Genomic DNA, 18,209 nt, shown 5'->3' with positions numbered 1-18,209 from the left:
CAGCGGTTTCGGGGAATTCAGGCGGGCCGCGGGTCCGGGGCCCGCCCGGTGGGGGTGGTGACCGTCCGCCGGCCGGTGCGGCGGGTGAGGAGCAGCGCGAGGAGGGCTGTGGCGAGGAGGACCGCGGCGGCGACGGCGAAGACGGTGCGGTAACCGGCGGTGAGGGCTTCCGGAGGAGGCCGGTGGGTGGACGCGTGGGCGGTGACGGCGCCGGCCAGGGTGGCCAGGGCGGCGAGGCCGATGGCGCCGCCGACCTGGCGGGTGGTGTTCACCAGGCCGCCGGCCAGGCCGGCGTCCTCCCGCGGGACGCCGTCCACGGCGAACGCGGTGAGCTGGACGAAGGCGATGCTGAGGCCCAGGCCGATCAGGATGCTCGGGCCGAGGAGGTCGGCGAGGTAGCTGCCGTCGGCACTGATCCGTGACAGCCACATCAGGCCCGCGGCCTCGGTGAGCAGGGCCGCGGTCAGGGCCGCCGGGCCTCCGATGCGCCGGGAGATGCGCGGCGCCAGCGTGGCGCCGAGCATATTGGCGCCGGCGAGCGGGAGTTGTCCGGCTCCGGTGGCCAAGGGGCTCGATCCGAGGACCTGTTGCTGGTAGAGCGGCAGGAAGAAGAACAGGGCGATCCACACCGAACCCAGCAGTCCCATCAGCAGGTTGCCCGCGGCGACCTGGCCGGTGGTGAACAGACGCGGCGGTATCAGTGCGTCCGGACGGCGGCGCTCGATGACGGCGAAGGCCGCCAGCAGCGCGAGGGCGGCCCCGAGGGCGCCCAGCACCCGGCCGTCGCTCCAGCCGGCGCCGCGTGCGGTGGTCAGGCTCCAGACCAGGCAGGTCAGGGCGAGGGTGACGGTGGCCGTGCCCAGCAGGTCGAGCCGTCCGGCCTCGCGTCCGGCCGTGCGTGGCACGAGCACGGCCACGGCGGCCAGGACCAGCACCGCACCGAGCGCGACCGCGTGGAAGATCCAGGGCCAGCCCCATGCCTGGGTGAGCACACCGCCCAGCAGGACGCCGCCCGCTCCTCCCGCGCCGGAGACCGCCCCCCATACTCCCAGTGCCTTGCCGCGCCCCGGGCCGGAGGGGAACTGGTCCATGGTCAGAGCGAGCGCTGCCGGGGCGATGGCGGCGGCGGCCATGCCCTGAACGGCGCGGGCGGCGATCAGGACGTCCGCGGCGGTGGCCAGTCCCGCCGACAGCGAGGCCGCGGCGAACAGCGCGAGTCCGGCGATCAGCATCCGGCGGCGACCGAGGAGGTCGGCCGCTCTCCCGCCCGCCAGGAGCAGGGCGCCGAACGCGAGGCCGTAGGCGTTGACCACCCAGGTGGTTCCGCCGTCCGACAGGCCGACTCCGGCGCGGATCTGCGGAAGCGCCACATTGACGATCGAGGTGGCGAGCATGACGGTGAACTGCGCCGCGGCGAGTGCCGCGAGCACGGCTCCCGGCCGGGGTGCCTGGTTCGGCTGCGTGCGTGCAACGTTCATGACGCACAGGCTCGTGTCGGACGGTGTCCACTTTCCAGGCCCGGCAGCGGCGGGGACTGTCCACTGCTGTCCGCACCCGTCCACTCGCCTCTGCCGGAGCGCGCGGCTGCGGCTGCTACCGGGGGCCGTGCAGCTCCTGCTGCCACAGGGCTTCGTAGAGCAGGTCCAGGCCCTGGCGCAGGTGGCGGCGGTAGGTGCCGTACGGAAGACCCAGCCGGCGGGCCGCGGCCTCCTGGGTGGGCGCTCCGGAGAGGTAGCCCGCCGTCAGGGCCTCGCAGGCGCGTACCCCGCGCGGGTCGTGGGCGAGGTCGGCCACGGCCTGGCGCAGCAGGGCGCGCAGCTCCTCGACGGGATCACCGAGGTCGGCCGCGAGACGGGTGCGCATCAGGGCGCAGGCCGCGAAGGCGCGTGGATCGCGCCAGTGTGCCAGCGCTTCGCGTACGGCCTGGTCGAACGTGGTGCGCGAGATGGGCGGCGGTGCGGACGGTGCCGGTGCGTCGGGGGCCGATATGAAGCGGAGGAGCCAGGTCTCCACGGGGACCTGTCGCCAGTCGACGCTGAACAGCCCGTAGGTGTGCTCGCCCACGCGCGGGCGGGACCCGGTGTCGACGAGGGTGCCTTCGACGCGTTCGGCCCAGGTCTCGGCGTCCTGGTAGACGGCGAAGCCGTAGGCGCGGCCGTGGGCACGGGCCGCCTCGGCCTGGGCCCGGGAACTGCTCAGGTCGATTACGCGGGAGGGCACTTGGTAGCGCTCGGGGTAGATCGTGAAGCGGCTTACGCCGATGTGTTCGCCGGGGCTCACCGGCGCGGTCGCCTCGCTGTACCGCCACGCGGCGGCGACCACGGGGTCGGTGGCGATGTCCTGGGGGTCGGGAGGGGCCGGCAGCTCGAGTCGGGCCGTGAAGGCCACGATCCGGCCCGTGCTCACGAGTCGGTAGACGCTGAAAGCCCGCGGCTGGCGCCGGGCCCAGTAGCGGACCAGTTCCGCGGAGGCTGCTCCTTCGGTCTCCTCGGCCATCCTCAGTACGACTTCCATGTCGTCCGCGTGCAGGGGGCGTTCGTGCACCTCCTCCTCTCGGGACCAGGTGCGCAGCCGGGACAGCACCTCGCCCTCCCGAAAGAGGTAGAAGAGCTCGTCGGTGATGGTCCACACCCGCTCCTCGGGAGCCTCGCGCAGGATGCGCAGGTACTCGTCCGCCAGGCGCCGGCGCATTCCCTCGAACGCTCGCGGGGCACGCCAGCGCAGGTCGGCGGCCAGCGTCTCGCGTGCGGCGTCGTGCGGGTGGAGCCCTCGATGCGTGGACTCCATGAAGGGCAGGTCCCGCAGCCAGGAGAAGAGCTGATGGGCGTCCTCCCCGGGCAGTACGGCGGCGAGCAGTTCCTCGGAGGTCGAGTGGGCCTGCGCGCCGACCTCCAGGGCACGGCGGTGGGCGGCCGTGGGGACCTCGCCGATCAGTCCCGCCACCAGTGTGCGCAGGACGTCCGCGGACGGGGCCCAGATCTCCTCCCGGGAACAGCCCGCCGATCCCGCAGCGGCCGCGAGGGACAGGGCCAACGGGTTGCCGCCCGCGAAGCGCAGTACCCGGTCGCGCAGTTCGGGCCGGATCCGCGCCGCGGCGAGCAGGGTGCGGGCCTGTTCCGCGGAGAACGGCTCCAGTTCGGTCACGTGCAGGAGCCGGGACCAGGCGGGGTCGGTGGTCCACTGCGGCTGCGGGGCGCGCCGTCCGCCCAGGACGACCAGGGTGTCGTCCGCGGCACGGGGCAGGAAGTGGTGCCAAAGCCAGCTCTCCAGCCACTGACAGTGCTCGAAGGAGTCGACGAACAGGACCGCGCCCGGAACGTCCAGGAAGGGACCGGCGGCGTGCTCGAAATCGGCGGGGTCCCGGCTGACGAACCGGCCGTCGAGTTCGACGAGCGGCCGGCCCGCCGCGCGGGCGCCGTCCGCCAGACGTCGGAGCAGCGTCGACTTCCCGATGCCGCCCGGCCCGTACACGTAGAACGCGAACGGTGCCTGCGGATCACCGGCCAATGCCTTTTCGAAGCGCCCGAGTTCCTCGTCCCTGCCGATGAAGGCACGCCCGCGCGCACTGCTCAGTCTCTCTCCCACGGACACCATGGCGGATCCCTCTCTCCTTGCTTCGAACGCTGTTCTCTCCTCCGGTGCCGCTGCTCCGCGCGGCCTGACGGAGGCCCTGTCCGGCCCGTTTGACGAGCCCGATCGTCTGACGAGCCCAGATCACTTGATGTGCCCGAGGTTCCCGTCGTCGGAGTGGCCGGTGATCAGGAGGGTGGTCTCTTCGACGCTGTGGAAGCGTCCGTCGGGGGCCAGTTGGGCGAAGAGGTAGACCTCGGTGCTGGAGACACGGCCGTTGTGCTGGGTGAGGGTGACGGTGTGGCGGTCGGCGTAGCGCGACCCGTCCCGGAGTTCGTCGTGGACCTCGATGTGTCCGCCGCGGATCAGGGAGCGGAGGCGGGTGATGTGCTGGGCGAAGGAGGTCCGGTCGCTCCACACGCCGTCGGTGCGCTGCCGGTAGTCAGGGGTGAAGTGCCGGTCGAGGGCTTCGGCGAGGTCGAGGCCCGGGTCGAAGAGCAGGTCGTTGATGGCTCTGGTGATGTCGGTCGGATTCATCGGTGTGTTCACCTGAGGGAAGTAGGGACATGGAGTTGTTCCGGGCTGTCGGGGCCGTGGAGGTCAGTTCGTCGGGCGGGCCCCGGGTGGGCCGGGGTCACGGGCCGCCGACCGGGGGCGGTACCGCTTTCGTGGACGGAGTGAAGTCCAGCGACAGGGACACGGGGCCTCGGGTGTACAGGCCGGTTTCCTGGTAGCGGAAGCCAGGGCTGTAGCGGACCTGGTCGAGGAGGGGCAGGAGCATCGCGGCGACGGTCTCGATCTCCGTGCGCGCGAAGGCCGCGCCGGCGCACTGGTGGAGTCCGGTGCCGAAGGCCAGGTGCTGGGCGGCCGCGGTGAAGGAACGGGCGGTGCCCAGGTCCGGGCGGTGGATGTCGAACGTGTCCGGGGCGGTGAACGCATCGGGGTCGCGGTTGGCCGCGCCGATCAGGCAGAAGACCGTGGCACCCGCCGGGACGGTGGTGCCCGCGAACACCGCGTTCCGCTCCGCCTGGCGGGGAATGAGCTGGACCGGCGGGGTGCGGCGCAGGGTCTCGGCTATCGCGGCGGTCAGCAGGTTCGGGTCCTGGCGGACCTGTGCCATCTGCTCGGGATGGTCGATCAGGTGCTTGAAGAGCAGGGCGAGGGTCTTGTCCGCGGGTTCGGTCGCGGCGGCCAACACGTTGATGATCAACGCGGTGACGTCGCGGTCGCCCAAGGCGATGCCGTCGAACTCGGCGGCGCACAGCTTCGATATCAGGTCCTCTCCGGGGTCGCGGCGGCGTTGTTCGATGACGGGTGCGAGATAGGCCTCCAGCCGCTCCGCGCAGTCCATGCAGTGCCGGCGGCGCTCGGGGGTGAGAGTCATGCTGGTGATGAACTCGGCGACCCCGCTGTGCCAGGCGGCCACCTGCCGCCAGTCCTTCCTGTCCAGACCGAGGACGTCGAGCGTCACGTGGATGGCGAGGGGCTTGCCGAAATCGTTGACGAGGTCCATCCGGCCCCGGGACAGGAAGGGCGCCATGAGTTCGGCGGCGTTGGCGTGGATGGCGCGTCTCTGGTGCTGGAGGGCCCGGCCGGTGAAACCCCGCACGACGATCTTCCGCTTGGCGGTGTGTTCGGCCCCGGTCATCTGGGCGAGGACCGGCCCGCGCATCACCGGCTCGGCACGCGCCTGCAACGTCCGGGTGCTGAACGCCTCATGGTCGGTGAGCACCCGCTCGACGTCCTGGTGGCGGGAGAGGAAATAGCTGTCGATCGCCGGCTCGTGGTGCACCGGAGACTCTTCCCTCAGCCGTGCGAAGTGGCGGTAGGGGTCCGCGGCGAACGCCTCCGACAGGATGCTGAGACGGGGACTGACCACAGGCATGGTGAGGGCCTCTCCAAGTGCGCGGTGTCGGGGAGGAACAGTCCTGGTCGGAATACGTGACCTGCCGTGTGATGCGCCCCCACCCCCGTCTGTCGCGTCCGCGAGATGGGTGAGCGAACCGGCCCACCCGGGGTACAGGATGAGCGAACGGCGGCACTGGTTCCGGTCGCGGGGCGGGCTTCTCTCCGGGCCCCGCGCGGCCGACGGTCGCGGAGAGCCGTTGCCATGGTGAGCGGGACCCGCCCCGCACGCGCCGCGATCTCCCGCCCGTACGGAACTGAACAGGCGCTACGGAGGTATTCCATTCGCCTGCCCGGCATGCGTACGGCGAGAATGCCGGGACCGTCGACGATCCGGAGGAACTTCGCCATGACCGGCCGGCAGCACGCCCGCGACAGCTTGGACGGCCTGGTGATGGGCGACGCCTTCGGGGACAGTTGGTTCACGCGCTCCGACGAGGACACCGAAGGCCAGTGGGCGGCACGGCAGTTGCGCCCGGCGCCCTGGGCGTGGACGGACGACTCCGCCATGGCTCTCGTCCTGTTCGCACACCTCGTGACCCATGGGGAGGTCCGGCCGGGCGAGCTGGCGGAGGAGTTCGCCGCCGAGTACGACCGGGACCCGGGACGCAAGTACGGTCCGTCCATGCACGGTGTGCTGCGACGGATCGGGGAGGGGGAGGACTGGCAGACCGTCACCACGGCGCAGTTCGGCGGGCAGGGTTCCCACGGCAACGGCGCCGCGATGCGGGTCGCCCCCGTGGGTGCGTGGTTCCGGGACGACATGGCGGTCGTGCGCGAGCAGGCCCGGCTGTCCGCCGTGGCCACCCACTCCCACCCGGAGGCCGTCGCGGGAGCCGTGGCCGTGGCGGTCGCCGCAGCGCTGGCGACCGCCGACAAGGGCTGGGACACATCGTCGCGCGCGGAATTCCTGCAGGAGATCGCCTCGCACCTGCCGGACAGTGACGTCCGCTCCGGGCTGCTGGTGGCCGCCAACCTCTCGCCGCGCGCGTCGGTTCGTCACGCGGCGTCCGTTCTGGGCTCGGGAACACTGATCTCGGCTCCGGACACGGTGCCGTACGCGCTGTGGTCCGCCGCGGGTCATCTGGACGATCTCTCCGAGGCGTTGTGGCAGACCGTCGCCGGCTGGGGCGACCGCGACACCACCTGTGCCATCGCGGGTGGAGTCGTCGCGGCGCGGACGGGCACGGGCGCGCTGCCGGATGCCTGGCTCCGGGCCCGCGAGGACATCCCCGCCTGGAGTAACTGGGATTCCACCGGGACCGGCCGCCAACACGCCTAGGGCGTGTGTCGGAAGTGCTCCAGGTTGACTGACGTGAGTGGGCGGAGGCGGAGTTACCGATATGTCGGACCGGCTGAGCTGAAGACTGCGGTGCGGCCCGGTGACGGCGGTCGTCGGATCGGTTCGGCGGCCGACTTCGGTGGCTGGACCCTGGAGCAATCGGCGGTGGAGCTGGCCGAACCGTTCACCTTCGTGGTCGGTATGGACGGTGTGCTTCGGCTGGCGCCGCGGCGAAGCGAGCACGTGGCCTGTGCTGGCGGAGACGTGGTTCTGAGTGCCGGCGAGATCAGCTTCATGCGCGAGGCAGACCGGTGGACCGTGAGCGAGGTCAGTAACCAGTCCACCGGCTATTGCCCGGACGTCGCCTCCTGGGCGGAGGTGGCCCGCGCTCTGGACGCGGTCGAGCTCCGGCGGCCCTCCGGCTTCACCCACGAGGTCGTGTTCCGGCGGTGCCCCGACTGCCAGGAGCACAACATCGTGCGCGAGGACGACTTCGTCTGCGTCTTCTGCGGCAGCGATCTGCCCGCGGCGTGGAACGTGGATCCCACCGCGTGACCGGTCCTGGTCCCGGACGACCACGAGCAGGGGGCACCGAATCCGGGGTGCATAGAGGCCGGGCCGCTATCCGCCGATCCGGAGGGCGGTCCGTGCGGCGACCGTCCGGTCCCAGTCCGGGTGGCGACCGTCGGGGTCCAGGGCCCGCTCACCGGCCATCGTAGCCGCGCCGCCACACGCACGCCCCCGTTGCGCCTCCCCCAGCCCTCCGCCCCTGTCACCCGACCCGGGCGGCCGGCCCGCGCGAGGCTGCGCGAAGGCTGAGAACCAGCCACCTGCCGAAGGCGTGCTTCGGGTACGGCAGCCGGATGCGACGAGGGCCGTGCGGGGACGTCACGGTGCGGTCGCCGGGAGGTTCGGGGACGAGCGCGGTGTCCGGTAGGCAGTGCGGGCACATGTCGACGCCGCCCGCGAGGCGCTGGGCGCGGGCCGCCGGAACTCGCGCGGACAAGCCTTCGGGCGTCACCCGTTCGATCACGCCGTGCGGTCGAGGAGCTCTCCCGGGCGCCGGTCGGCCCGGCGTATCAGCGCAGCCCGGCGAAGAGATCGTTCTCCGGTACGGACGCGCCGGTGGCGTCCTTGACACGTACGAAAGTCTCCATACCCATGAACTCACCGAACCTCTCCTTGCCCATCTTGAGGAAGAAGATGTTCTCGCCCTGACTGGCGTGCGCGGCCAGCGCATCGAACTTCTGACCGCTGAACGGGGTGGTGTCCACCCACGTGGTGATCTCATCGTCGGGGAGGCCGATCTCGGCCATCGCGGCGGCCTCCGCGGGATCCGGCTCCGGCATGTCCTCGTGGAACTCGCGGATGATCTCGCCGAACCGCCGCATCATCGAGCGGGGCATCGTCGTCCAGTACACCTTCGGTGTCAGTGCCGTCATCTCCAGCGCCGCCATCGTGATGCGGTGGGCCTGGATGTGGTCGGGGTGGCCGTAGAAGCCGTTCTCGTCATAGGTGACGACCACATCGGGTCGGTAGTGCCGCATGAGTTCCGCGAGGCGGGCGGCGCCCTCCTCCACTGGGGTCTGCCAGAAAGACCCGGGGGCGTCGTTGCTCGGCCAGCCCATCATCCCGGAGTCGGCGTAGTCCAGCATCTCCAGTTCACTGACCTTCAGGACGTCACAGCTCGCCTCGAGTTCTTGACGGCGCATCGAGGCGACGGCCGCCGGATCGTGCCCGGGGTCGCCCGGCTTGACACCATCCGGTCCGTCACCGCAACCGCCGTCGGTACACGTCACCAGAACCGTACGGATGCCTTCCGCCGCGTACCGCGCGAGGACCCCTCCGGTTCCGGTGGCCTCGTCGTCGGGGTGGGCGTGTACTGCCATGAGCGTCAAGGGCCGGTCGGTCATGAAAAACAGTCCTCCTGCAGAAATACGTCTTGGTACGGGTACGCGGCGGGCGTACCGCGATCCTGGGGCCCGGATCCTGGTGGGACGGACGACCTCGTGGTCTCCGTGTTCCCCGCCCGTGCGGCGCCGGTCACCCGGTCCGTGCAACGGCGACGGGCGGACCCGCTGTTCCCGGCGCGGCCGCCCAGCCTGGCCTTCCGGGCGTCGGCTATTCGACACGGACGGGGCGGAGGCGCGATCTGGACGCCTCAGCGCCGGGTGCGATCCGACGTCCATCCGGCACCAGCCGTGAGATTCCGACACGAAAATTGAGACCCTACATGGGAGGTGGGATTCTCAGCTCGCCTGCCAGGAGCCAATGCTGTGACCTGCGACTCTCCCAGTCAGGGTCCATGAGGATGCCGACCGGATGCCCTTGCCCATGATGTGAGGGAACGCGATGACGACCCCTACCGGGTCGGCGTGGATCCGACGCCTGAGCCGGCGACGCCGTGGCCGTTGCCCGCGGAGGTGCGGCTCGAAATGGAGCAGGCCGACACCTTGCCGTTCGGGCCGCCGAGCCTCGACCACCGCACCGAGGTCGAGGCCGAGGTCGAGCGGACGAAACGGTCGCAGCGGCTGGGCCGCCGGGGTTCGGCGTCCACCGGTACGCGGCCCTGCGCGGACTGCCGGCCGCCAGGCTGTGCGGCTGTGCGGCTGTGCGGCTGTGCGGCTGTGCGGCTGTGCGGCTGTGCGTCAACAGCGCCTGGACCGTGCGGTGTTCCGAACCCACGCCGGGAAACCACGCCTTCCGCCTCGCCATCGGCACCAGGAACCGGGACGTCCAGGACGACTGGCTGCGGGTCGTCGGGTCCCGACGCCCGTGAACGCTGCCCGATACGACCGCAAACACACGCTCACCTCCCCTCGGCCATACGTGGGCTTCGCCTCGGGTTCTCCCCCCGTACGTCTCCGATTGCTTCCATCGAGGGATGGACCACATCACGTTCCTCGTGGCGGTCGTCATCGTCACGGCTCTGGCCTTCGATTTCACCAACGGGTTCCACGACACGGCGAACGCGATGGCCACGTCCATCGCCACCGGGGCGCTCAAACCGAAAACAGCGGTCCTCGTCAGCGGCGTCCTGAACATCGGAGGAGCGTTCCTGTCCACCGAGGTCGCCAAGACGATCTCCGGCGGGATCGTCGACGACACACTCGTCACTCCGGGCATGATCTTCGCCGGCCTGGTCGGGGCGATTCTGTGGAATCTGCTGACCTGGCTGCTCGGGCTTCCCTCCAGTTCCTCACACGCTCTCTTCGGCGGGCTCATCGGCGCGGTGTGGGTCGGCGCGGGTGAGCACGGCGTGCACTTCGACAAGGTGTTCGAGAAGATTCTGATCCCGGCGGTGGCCTCGCCTGTCGTCGCAGGTGTCGCCGCACTGCTGGCCACGTACCTCGCGTACCGGATCACCGCCCGGGCCCGTGAGAAGTCGGTGACGAAGGGCTTCCGGCTCGGGCAGATCGCGTCGGCCTCGCTGGTGTCGCTGGCGCACGGCACGAACGACGCGCAGAAGACGATGGGCGTCATCACGCTGACGCTGATCTCGGCGGGAGCGCTGGGCCATGACGCGGGTCCGCCGGTCTGGGTCATCGCGTCCGCGGGCCTGGCCATCGGGCTCGGCACCTACCTGGGTGGCTGGCGCATCATCCGGACGATGGGCAAAGGGCTCACCGACATCCAGTCCCCGCAGGGCTTCGCGGCGGAGGCGGCCTCCACGACGGTGATCCTCACGTCCGCCCACCTGGGTTTCGCGCTCTCCACCACGCAGGTCTGCTCCGGCGGCATTCTCGGGGCGGGGCTCGGCAGGCGGCTGGCCGAGGTGCGCTGGGGCACCGCGGGCCGCATGGCGGTCGCCTGGCTGGTGACACTGCCGGCCGCCGCGCTGGTCGGCGGGGTGTCGGCGAGCGTCGTGAAGCACGGCGGGACCTTCGGCACCGTGGTGATCGCGCTCGTCGCGGTGGCCGTCGCGACCTTCATCGTCGCCGCCTCGCGCCGCAACCCGGTACACGCCTCGAACGTCAACGACCACCACGAGGTCTCCGTCCGAACCGCGACGCCGACCGGCGTCGGTACGCCCGCCTGAGCCTAGGAGAGTTCCGGACATGCATCTCGACTGGACCGCACTCGGTGAAGTCGCCGCGGTGAGCACGGGTGTCACCGTGGCAGTGGTCGTCGTCTTCGCGCTCGGCGTACTGGGCATCGCCCGGGTCGAGGCCGCGCGTGACGGCGGCGGTGGCAGCGACGCCCTGGGGTTCGCCCAGGCCGGGCTCTGTTTCCTGGCCTGCGCGGCCGTGGTGGCGTACGGCATATATCTGATCGTGCCGCAGTTCCACTGAGACAGCGGGAAGAACCCGAGTGGCGGGAAACGCGGAGCACGGAAAAAGGGAGGGCCGGATGACGGAACTGCTGGCTGGCATGCGGGTCGACTACTCCGACCACGACGACCCCGTACTGATCCGGCCGGATGGCAGCCCGGTGGACACATGGCGGGAGAACTACCCGTACGAGCAGCGCATGGAGCGCAAGGAGTACGACTGGCACAAGCGCCTCCAGCAGATAGAACTGCTGAAGCTGCAGAGCTGGATCAAGGAGACCGGCCGACGGCTCGTCGTCGTCTTCGAGGGACGCGACGCGGCCGGCAAGGGCGGCACGATCAAGCGCTTCACCGAACATCTGAACCCACGCGGGGCTCGGGTGGTGGCGCTGGAGAAGCCGACGGAGCGGGAACGCGGGCAGTGGTATTTCCAGCGGTATGTGGAGCACCTGCCGACCGCGGGCGAGATCGTGATGTTCGACCGGTCCTGGTACAACAGGGCGGGTGTGGAGCGCGTGATGGGTTTCTGCACCGACGACGAGTACCTGCGCTTCATGCGGCAGGCGCCCGCCTTCGAGCGGATGCTCGTCGACGACGGCGTGGACCTGGTCAAGTTCTGGTTCTCGGTCTCCCAGAGTGAGCAGCGCACCCGCTTCACGATCCGGCAGGTCGACCCGGTTCGGCAGTGGAAACTGAGCCCGATGGACCTGGCCTCCCTGGACCTCTGGGACGACTACACGGCGGCCAAGGTCGCCATGTTCCGCGAGACGGACACCGAGCAGGCGCCCTGGACCGTGGTGAAGAGCAACGACAAGAAGCGGGCCCGCGTCGAGGCCATGCGCAGCGTGCTGGCCCGCTTCGCCTACGCCGACAAGGACGAGGAGGTCGTCGGCAGCCCCGACCCCAGCATCGTGGGTGCGGCGGCGAACCTGCTCGAGGAGGGCGAGGACGACGCGGTGCCCGCCGAGGGTCCGGCGGCGTCCTGACAACGGCCCGCCGTTCGGTGACACCGCCGGCACAGCACGTGTCCGCGGTCCTGACCGAACGGTGAGCCGGGCGCACGCGGGCGCGTACGCGGCCGACCGCGCGGCTCGCCGTCCGCCCGGCGGTACGGCGATGGCTCGCGAGCAGCCTTTGAGAGCCGCCACGGGGCGCGCTTTCAGGAGATCATCCTGAGCCCCGGGGCGGTCGTGCTGCGTGGCACGCGGATGGGCTCGGCCATGGGCGTGCCGGGCAGCCGCGCCGGCCGGGCTGGACCAGGAGTACGGGAACGGGAACGGGAACGGTCACTCAACGTATATCGGTGATCAGAAGAGATCAGTCCACTCGCCTCCCCGACGCACCTTCGGTCAGTCCCGGAACAACTCGGCCGACCGGCGTTCACGGTACGTAGTGTCCCGCTCACGGAGCCGCCCGGGGGATTCCGGGCCGCGCAGAGCGAGGAGACACCGTCATGGCAAGTGTGGACATCTCTTTGAAGGAGACCATGACGTCGATCGAGGGCGCGCTGGGTGCCGCTCTCGTCGACTACACCAGCGGCATGGCGCTGGGCACCTTAGGAGGGAGCAAGGACCTCGACCTGGCGGTCGCCGCCGCGGGCAACACCGACGTCATCCGCGCCAAGACCCGCACCATGGAGCACCTCGGACTCAAGGGTGACATCGAGGACATGCTGATCACCCTCTCGCATCAGTACCACCTCATCCGGCCGCTCAAGGGCCGGGACGGCAACGGTCTGTTCCTCTACCTCGTGCTCGACAAGGCGAAATCCAACCTGGCCATGGCCCGCCACCAGCTCAAGCGCATCGAGGCCGAACTGGAGGTGTGACCAGCCGCTTCCTCCACGCCTCCGCACGCCCACGAATTGAAGAGTTCTTCATCTGGGCACATCCAGATCAGGCAAATCCGATGGGTGTGCGGAGCGGGAGACGCGAGGATCGGTCATCGGTCCGCAAGCCCGCACCCGCGGCGGCCCGTACACGGCCGCCGCCCCGGCCGGAGCCCAGTCCGTCAACCGCGGTAGGGAGCGAACGATCACCATGCAGGTCCCCCTCTACCAGGCCAAGGCCGAGTTCTTCCGCATGCTCGGGCACCCCGTGCGCATCCGCGTTCTGGAACTGCTGCAGAACGGCCCGGTCCCCGTCCGCGACCTCCTCGACGAGATCGAGATCGAACCCTCCAGCCTCTCCCAGCAACTGGCCGTGCTGCGCCGCTCCGGGATCGTGGTGTCCATCCGGGAGGGCTCCACCGTCAGTTACGCGCTGGCCGGCGGCGATGTCGCCGAACTCCTGCGCGCCGCCCGCCGCATCCTGACCGAACTCCTCGTCGGCCAGAGCGAACTGCTGGCCGAGCTGCGCCAGGCCGACGTCCGGCCGGCCCTGACCCAGGGCAGCGTGAGCCCAACCTCCTGAGCCCCTGCGCCGATTGACCCCCGGTCGACGCCCGCGACCTGCTCACCCCTCACGCCCTCACCACAAGGGCGCCGCATCGGATGGGACCGGGACGCGGTTCGACCGCGCCAGGAAGGTGACCACGCCAAGAACAGGCAAAGGATCACATTCTCCGCGATGCGTCGCGCCCGCGAAGACGGCGGCCGCGTGAAGGCGGGCTTCACGGTCACAAGCGTCGATATCGCCCCGTAATGGTTATGGACGAACGCAAAGCGAAAAACCGTCCATAGGGGGACGGGGGCGGAGGTCGGTGATCCACACGGCCCTCGCCTCGCCGCGCGCGGCCCGCAGCGACCATACTGGGAGCGCACGCCGCCTCCCACCCGCAAAGTGACTCATGCCCAAGTCGACCACCGCCCGACCCACCGCTCCGGACACCGTCTGGCTGGCCAGAGGACGCCAGGCCGGGCCCGCGCCGCAGGAGATCCTCCGGGAGAACCTGCGGAGGCTGAAGGCCGACGAGACCATCCGGGACTTCCTGGAGACCGGGAACTCCGCGGAACCCGACGCGCACGTCTTCGAAGCCCGCTGGGTCGTCGACGACGCGATCACCGTGCGCGCCCGCCTCACGACCGACGGACGCGCGCACGTGGACGAGGAGCGGCGCTGGACGCTTGCCGCCGAGGCGGACCGGCCCTGGGACCTCTCCTGGCCCTCTCCCGCGACGATGTTCTGGCCAGTGGGCGGCGAGGTCCGCTGGGACCGCGACGTGGTCGGCGATCTCGCCCTGCAGGACATCAACCCGCTTCCGCAGGAGGACAAGGCGCTGCGCCGTCTGCTCCGGGAGTCGGCGCAGCACAGCTGGAGCATCAACGTCGTCGTCCACGAGGCGATGACGACCGACGAGCGCGGCCGGCTCCCCCTGGTGCGGCTGCTGCCGCCCGCCCTGCGCCACCGCGTGGTGGAACACCGCGCCGCGCCCGATCAGTTCCAGACCGTCAACTGGGCCCTCTACGACCTGGGCGTACGGGTGCCACGCGGAGGTGCCGTCATCCTGCCCGGCTCACCGGCCCGGACCGGGTACACGGAGGAGGACTTCACCGTGCGCAGTGTGTTCTTCGACGGGTCGGAGCCGACGGAGCTCCTGGAGAAGGTCGTACGTTACGCCGCCCTGCCCCGGCCGCTGGCCGCGGAGGCGCAGGAGGCCGTGACCGCGCTGCGGGAGCAGTGGCAGTTGCTGACGATGGAGGAGGAGCTGGACCGCGCCCGTGCGCTGGTGGCCGCCTACGCCGAAGCGCTCGAAGCGATGACCAGGTCGCGCGACCAGTACCGCGAGGCGACCGAACTCGCGCACGCGGCGCTGGCCGAGGTCAAGGAGTTCCGCGGGGCGGCGTCCCGTGCCCAGGAGGCGTTCGACGACGTGGACGGGCGCGGGCTGCCCCAGCAGCTGACGCGGACGTTCCAGCGGGTCGCCGGGGCCATCCGCCCCCGCCGTGCGGCACGGGACGACGTCTCCGGCCGGAACGCGGGCGCGTCCGGGGACCAGCCCGACACGTCCGGGTGAGAGCGTACGACCGGTGAGCGTACGACGGTGGAGTCCCTCTCGGTTCAGGACGTCCTGCGGCCTCACGCTCCCCGCCACACGTTGGCGAACGCCGCGTTCTCGAAGGACCGGCGCTGGCGGACGGCCTCCAGCTCCATGACCGCGTCGTGGACCGCGGCCAGCACGGTCGTCACCGCGTCGTCGGTGACGACAGGTTCGTCCGCGGTCTCGTCGCCCTGGATACCGACGGCCGCCGCGAGGGCGAGGACCACGGGCTCGTCCGCCGCCCAGCGGTGCAGGGCGCGACGGCGGGCCGCCGAGTCCGCCACCGTCATGCGGGCGGCCGCGAAGGACATCCGGCGACGGCGTTGCCGCGTCAGCTGCCCCTCCTCCTCCAGGACGACGGTGTAGGCCGAGAACAGATCGCGGCCCCTGCGCCACAGCCAGTCGTCGACCGACTCGTACGGCACTTGCCGTACCAGCGACGCCACGGCCTCGGCCAGGAGGCGGTCCTCCGCCGCCGTGGGCCCGGCCGGCACGACGCGGTCGCCCGACAGGGTGACGGCCCGCGCGCCGAGGAGATCGATCAGTTCGGCGCCGGCGAGCGCGAGGGACAGATCGCCCTGTCCCACGGGCCCGCCGGGGTCCACCTCGATGGCGATGATCAAGAGGTCCTTGGCCGTGGTCATGAAGGGATCTCCCACAGAGTCATCGCCGGCGACAGGTCGCTGAGCAGGTGTCCTGGTACTGCGTGGACAACGGACGGGCATCCGGTGTGCGGCCGCACGGCACGGTCCGACGTCGTCGTCGGCGGCCGCCGCGCTCACGGAACGGACCGCCGGGCCGACGGGCGTCAGGTCCGGCCGAAGTGGCCTCCAGCACTCGGGACTCTAGCGCCCCCGCCTCGCCGGGGCCTTTCGGCGTGAGGGACGACACGGCGATGCCCCCGCACCGGACGCGGTGCGGGGGCACTTCGCCGGCGCGGTCGTGCCCCGGCGGCCGGGGGTCAGTGGCGGTGTCCGTCACCCCTGGACATCTGCGCGAGGACCGCCCGGGCCATCGCCGCCTCGCCCTTGGCGTTGGGGTGCGCGGGACCGGCCGGTGAGGCGGGCTTCAGCGGTTCGATCCAGCGGTCGGCGGGCGCCTTGCACATGTCGTGCCCGATGGTGGGCTTGTAGGTGTCGACGTAGTCGGCGCGGTTGAACAGCGCCACCGCGCGCATCACCAGGTTGAGCCGCTTGCTCACGTCGCGCAGGTAGGGGAAGTCCCCCGCGGCGAACGGGACGGACGGATAGCAGCCGCTGCCGTCGTCGGGCAGCAGGTCCGGGTAGCCGACCACGAGCACGCGAGCGTGCGGGGCGCGGTCGTGGACCGCGCGCAGTACCCGCGCCAGCTTGGGAGCCGTCTGCAGGATGCTCAGAGTCAGCTGGTCGACACCCGACGCGTTGTAGTACTGCCGGCACGGGGCGCCCGACAGGTCCTTCGAACTCAGCGCCACGCAGGTGCCGATGATGGAGCTGAAGCCGACGTCGTTGCCGCCGATCTGCACCGTCACCAGATCCGTGGAGCGGCCCAGCGCGTTCAGTTGGGGGCCGTTGGTCCCCTGGGCCTTCCACATGTTCTCGGTCGTCGCGCCGCTGCAGCTGACGTCCGTGAAGGCGCCGGTCTTCCGCGCGGCCGAGACCAGCGAGGGGTAGTTCTGGTCGGACCGGGCGCAGTTCGCGTCGACCTGACGTGGTATCAGGGGTCCTGAGGTGTACGAGTCGCCGAGCGCCACGTACTTCTCGCCCCGGTGCGAGTGACCTCCGTGGGCCGCCGCGGGGGACGCCGCGAGGACGCCGAGGAACAGGACACCGCAGCCCAGGGCCGCTCCCAGCGCGGGTGCGTGTCGCCGTCGTGGGGCCGTGCCGCCCGGGACCATGTGATGGTTCATCAACTCTCCTCCGTCGTCGCTGACACAGCAAGCCCGATCACAGCCGTCGCCGGCGCTCCGGTCACACCGAGCGCCACCACGGTCGGGAGAGCGCTGCCCTTGCAGATTCAACATCGCTTGTATACCGGCCGGTAGGTCGCTGGAACAGGGATCTGACAGGGGTGACTCGGACGCGCCGAACGGACCCTCAGCTTCCGACGTCGGCGAACGGCGGGGTGGGGGCCTCCCCGCAGCACTCGACGCCCGGCGCCGGGCGCTACCCGGCCGGAAATCACGGGTTGGCCGAGAACTCCCCCGACGGGAATCCGGTAGGAATCGTTCCGCCGGGCCCGGCACACCCGGTACTGGCCAATAGCGCCCGGTGACGCCATGCAGCCGTGAAACGCCGCGGGTTCACCCCTCCCGCCCCCTCACACCCCGAATGTCATGCGGAGACGGGAGAAATCACCGTGTGTGACGGCGCGGTTACATCGCCTTCCCGAGACGCGCACTTCCGGCCGACCGGCGCTTCTGGTGTGCCGGCAGGGGCAGACGGTGCGCTCGCGGTTTGCCTAGCCTCCCGGCCCATGCGATCCACTCAGATGAGACGCCTTGGTCTCGCCACCGTCTTCGCCCTTGTCCTCGCCGTGTTCGGTCTGGCGCCGCGGGCCAGCGCGGCCGACCCGGCCCCGGCCGAGCTGACGTTCACGACCGACAGCGCCACCACCCACCCGGGCGGCACGGTGAACCTGTCGATGACGATCACCAACAACAGGACCTACGACATCTGGTTCGTGTACCAGACGATCGATCCGACGTGGCTGACCACGCAGCGGCCCGACCTCAAGTACAGCTTCACCGGGTGCAGTCTGGTCACGGCGGCCGGCAGCACACCCTGTTCCGGCACCGGACCCGCCAACCTCGGCGCCAACTACGGCGCGACCGTCCCGCCCGGCCAGAGCCGGACCGTCACTCTGACGCTCCAGGTCGCCGCCGACTCCGGATGCAACGGGAACATCGGCTTCTACTCGTACTACTACGCCGAGTTCAGCGACAGCACCAACTCCAGCGGTGGCCCGGCCTACACGCCCGAGACCCGCGTGCTCTGCTCCTGACGACAGGGCCCCGGCCGGGGGCCGGTGTCCACGTCGGATCAAGCCCCCGTACAGGGCTTCCGTGAGACCGAGCCCCGGGGGCGGGGGGGGGGCCCCCCGCCCGCACCGGGGGGGCAAAAAAAAAACCGCGGTGGCCCCGGGGGAGTCCCGCGCCCTCGACGACGCACCCTTGTCACAAGTGGAACTGGGTCGGGCGTGAGCCCTGTTGGGGCAGGACCCGCG

General features: G+C 70.8%; 16 protein-coding genes. 9 read left to right on the top strand and 7 right to left on the bottom strand.

Annotated elements, in window-relative coordinates:
* Positions 1-17 precede the first annotated feature (17 nt).
* The 4 genes from ACFVTC_RS40565 to ACFVTC_RS40550 all read right to left on the bottom strand — a co-directional run bounded on the left by ACFVTC_RS40565 (position 18) and on the right by ACFVTC_RS40550 (position 5,455).
* Positions 18-1,478, bottom strand: a complete 1,461-nt coding sequence (locus ACFVTC_RS40565; RefSeq protein ID WP_390134539.1) for an MFS transporter — start codon at positions 1,476-1,478, stop codon at positions 18-20.
* Between the two features lie 115 nt (positions 1,479-1,593).
* Positions 1,594-3,594, bottom strand: a complete 2,001-nt coding sequence (locus tag ACFVTC_RS40560; protein WP_390134537.1) for an ATP-binding protein — start codon at positions 3,592-3,594, stop codon at positions 1,594-1,596.
* A gap of 120 nt (positions 3,595-3,714) precedes the next feature.
* Positions 3,715-4,107: a nuclear transport factor 2 family protein gene (locus tag ACFVTC_RS40555; protein WP_390134536.1), complete on the bottom strand. Its 393-nt coding sequence runs from the start codon at positions 4,105-4,107 to the stop codon at positions 3,715-3,717.
* A 97-nt stretch (positions 4,108-4,204) separates the two neighbouring features.
* On the bottom strand, positions 4,205-5,455 hold the full coding sequence (locus ACFVTC_RS40550) for a cytochrome P450, cyclodipeptide synthase-associated (protein ID WP_390134533.1): 1,251 nt from the start codon (positions 5,453-5,455) through the stop codon (positions 4,205-4,207).
* A gap of 369 nt (positions 5,456-5,824) precedes the next feature.
* On the opposite strand from ACFVTC_RS40550, the gene ACFVTC_RS40545 reads away from it, so the two are divergent.
* Positions 5,825-6,757, top strand: a complete 933-nt coding sequence (locus tag ACFVTC_RS40545) for an ADP-ribosylglycohydrolase family protein (protein ID WP_390134531.1) — start codon at positions 5,825-5,827, stop codon at positions 6,755-6,757.
* Between the two features lie 33 nt (positions 6,758-6,790).
* On the top strand, positions 6,791-7,312 hold the full coding sequence (locus ACFVTC_RS40540) for a hypothetical protein (RefSeq protein WP_390134529.1): 522 nt from the start codon (positions 6,791-6,793) through the stop codon (positions 7,310-7,312).
* Positions 7,313-7,836: 524 nt separating this feature from the next.
* Here the strand turns inward: ACFVTC_RS40540 and ACFVTC_RS40535 are convergent.
* Positions 7,837-8,670, bottom strand: a complete 834-nt coding sequence (locus tag ACFVTC_RS40535) for a PIG-L family deacetylase (protein WP_390134527.1) — start codon at positions 8,668-8,670, stop codon at positions 7,837-7,839.
* A 971-nt stretch (positions 8,671-9,641) separates the two neighbouring features.
* Here ACFVTC_RS40535 and ACFVTC_RS40530 point away from each other — a divergent pair.
* The 6 genes from ACFVTC_RS40530 to ACFVTC_RS40505 all read left to right on the top strand — a co-directional run bounded on the left by ACFVTC_RS40530 (position 9,642) and on the right by ACFVTC_RS40505 (position 14,981).
* Positions 9,642-10,796: an anion permease gene (locus tag ACFVTC_RS40530; protein WP_390134525.1), complete on the top strand. Its 1,155-nt coding sequence runs from the start codon at positions 9,642-9,644 to the stop codon at positions 10,794-10,796.
* Positions 10,797-10,815: 19 nt separating this feature from the next.
* Entirely contained in the window at positions 10,816-11,049 is a 234-nt protein-coding gene (locus ACFVTC_RS40525; protein WP_390134523.1) for a hypothetical protein, read from the top strand.
* 58 nt (positions 11,050-11,107) lie between these two features.
* On the top strand, positions 11,108-12,013 hold the full coding sequence (gene ppk2 / locus ACFVTC_RS40520) for a polyphosphate kinase 2 (RefSeq protein WP_390134521.1): 906 nt from the start codon (positions 11,108-11,110) through the stop codon (positions 12,011-12,013).
* A gap of 467 nt (positions 12,014-12,480) precedes the next feature.
* Positions 12,481-12,855 carry a hypothetical protein gene (locus ACFVTC_RS40515; RefSeq protein ID WP_390134518.1) on the top strand — a complete coding sequence of 125 codons (375 nt, stop codon included), beginning with the start codon at positions 12,481-12,483 and terminating at the stop codon, positions 12,853-12,855.
* Between the two features lie 211 nt (positions 12,856-13,066).
* Positions 13,067-13,438 carry an ArsR/SmtB family transcription factor gene (locus ACFVTC_RS40510; RefSeq protein ID WP_390134516.1) on the top strand — a complete coding sequence of 124 codons (372 nt, stop codon included), beginning with the start codon at positions 13,067-13,069 and terminating at the stop codon, positions 13,436-13,438.
* A 376-nt stretch (positions 13,439-13,814) separates the two neighbouring features.
* Entirely contained in the window at positions 13,815-14,981 is a 1,167-nt protein-coding gene (locus ACFVTC_RS40505; RefSeq protein ID WP_390134513.1) for a hypothetical protein, read from the top strand.
* A 62-nt stretch (positions 14,982-15,043) separates the two neighbouring features.
* On the opposite strand, the gene ACFVTC_RS40500 is transcribed toward ACFVTC_RS40505, so the two are convergent.
* Positions 15,044-15,649, bottom strand: coding sequence for a GPP34 family phosphoprotein (locus tag ACFVTC_RS40500; RefSeq protein WP_390134511.1), 606 nt, complete (start codon positions 15,647-15,649; stop codon positions 15,044-15,046).
* Positions 15,650-15,966: 317 nt separating this feature from the next.
* Positions 15,967-16,893 carry an SGNH/GDSL hydrolase family protein gene (locus tag ACFVTC_RS40495; RefSeq protein ID WP_390134509.1) on the bottom strand — a complete coding sequence of 309 codons (927 nt, stop codon included), beginning with the start codon at positions 16,891-16,893 and terminating at the stop codon, positions 15,967-15,969.
* Positions 16,894-17,459: 566 nt separating this feature from the next.
* Here ACFVTC_RS40495 and ACFVTC_RS40490 point away from each other — a divergent pair.
* Entirely contained in the window at positions 17,460-17,987 is a 528-nt protein-coding gene (locus ACFVTC_RS40490) for a hypothetical protein (RefSeq protein ID WP_390134507.1), read from the top strand.
* The last annotated feature ends 222 nt before the right edge of the window (positions 17,988-18,209 follow it).

Source organism: Streptomyces sp. NPDC057950 (genome assembly GCF_042887295.1).
Lineage (GTDB): Bacteria > Actinomycetota > Actinomycetes > Streptomycetales > Streptomycetaceae > Streptomyces > Streptomyces kaempferi.
This window is presented reverse-complemented; position numbering and strand designations above follow the sequence as displayed.

What these genes read in the sequence shown, in the direction of transcription:
- ACFVTC_RS40515 (WP_390134518.1), top strand. Translation starts at nt 12,481, where the DNA reads ATGGCAAGTGTGGACATCTCTTTGAAGGAGACCATGACGTCGATCGAG.
- ACFVTC_RS40560 (WP_390134537.1), bottom strand. Translation starts at nt 3,594, where the DNA reads ATGGTGTCCGTGGGAGAGAGACTGAGCAGTGCGCGCGGGCGTGCCTTC.
- ppk2 (WP_390134521.1), top strand. Translation starts at nt 11,108, where the DNA reads ATGACGGAACTGCTGGCTGGCATGCGGGTCGACTACTCCGACCACGAC.
- ACFVTC_RS40505 (WP_390134513.1), top strand. Translation starts at nt 13,815, where the DNA reads ATGCCCAAGTCGACCACCGCCCGACCCACCGCTCCGGACACCGTCTGG.
- ACFVTC_RS40530 (WP_390134525.1), top strand. Translation starts at nt 9,642, where the DNA reads ATGGACCACATCACGTTCCTCGTGGCGGTCGTCATCGTCACGGCTCTG.
- ACFVTC_RS40510 (WP_390134516.1), top strand. Translation starts at nt 13,067, where the DNA reads ATGCAGGTCCCCCTCTACCAGGCCAAGGCCGAGTTCTTCCGCATGCTC.
- ACFVTC_RS40565 (WP_390134539.1), bottom strand. Translation starts at nt 1,478, where the DNA reads ATGAACGTTGCACGCACGCAGCCGAACCAGGCACCCCGGCCGGGAGCC.
- ACFVTC_RS40555 (WP_390134536.1), bottom strand. Translation starts at nt 4,107, where the DNA reads ATGAATCCGACCGACATCACCAGAGCCATCAACGACCTGCTCTTCGAC.
- ACFVTC_RS40500 (WP_390134511.1), bottom strand. Translation starts at nt 15,649, where the DNA reads ATGACCACGGCCAAGGACCTCTTGATCATCGCCATCGAGGTGGACCCC.
- ACFVTC_RS40525 (WP_390134523.1), top strand. Translation starts at nt 10,816, where the DNA reads ATGCATCTCGACTGGACCGCACTCGGTGAAGTCGCCGCGGTGAGCACG.
- ACFVTC_RS40535 (WP_390134527.1), bottom strand. Translation starts at nt 8,670, where the DNA reads ATGACCGACCGGCCCTTGACGCTCATGGCAGTACACGCCCACCCCGAC.
- ACFVTC_RS40490 (WP_390134507.1), top strand. Translation starts at nt 17,460, where the DNA reads ATGCGATCCACTCAGATGAGACGCCTTGGTCTCGCCACCGTCTTCGCC.
- ACFVTC_RS40550 (WP_390134533.1), bottom strand. Translation starts at nt 5,455, where the DNA reads ATGCCTGTGGTCAGTCCCCGTCTCAGCATCCTGTCGGAGGCGTTCGCC.
- ACFVTC_RS40545 (WP_390134531.1), top strand. Translation starts at nt 5,825, where the DNA reads ATGACCGGCCGGCAGCACGCCCGCGACAGCTTGGACGGCCTGGTGATG.
- ACFVTC_RS40495 (WP_390134509.1), bottom strand. Translation starts at nt 16,893, where the DNA reads ATGAACCATCACATGGTCCCGGGCGGCACGGCCCCACGACGGCGACAC.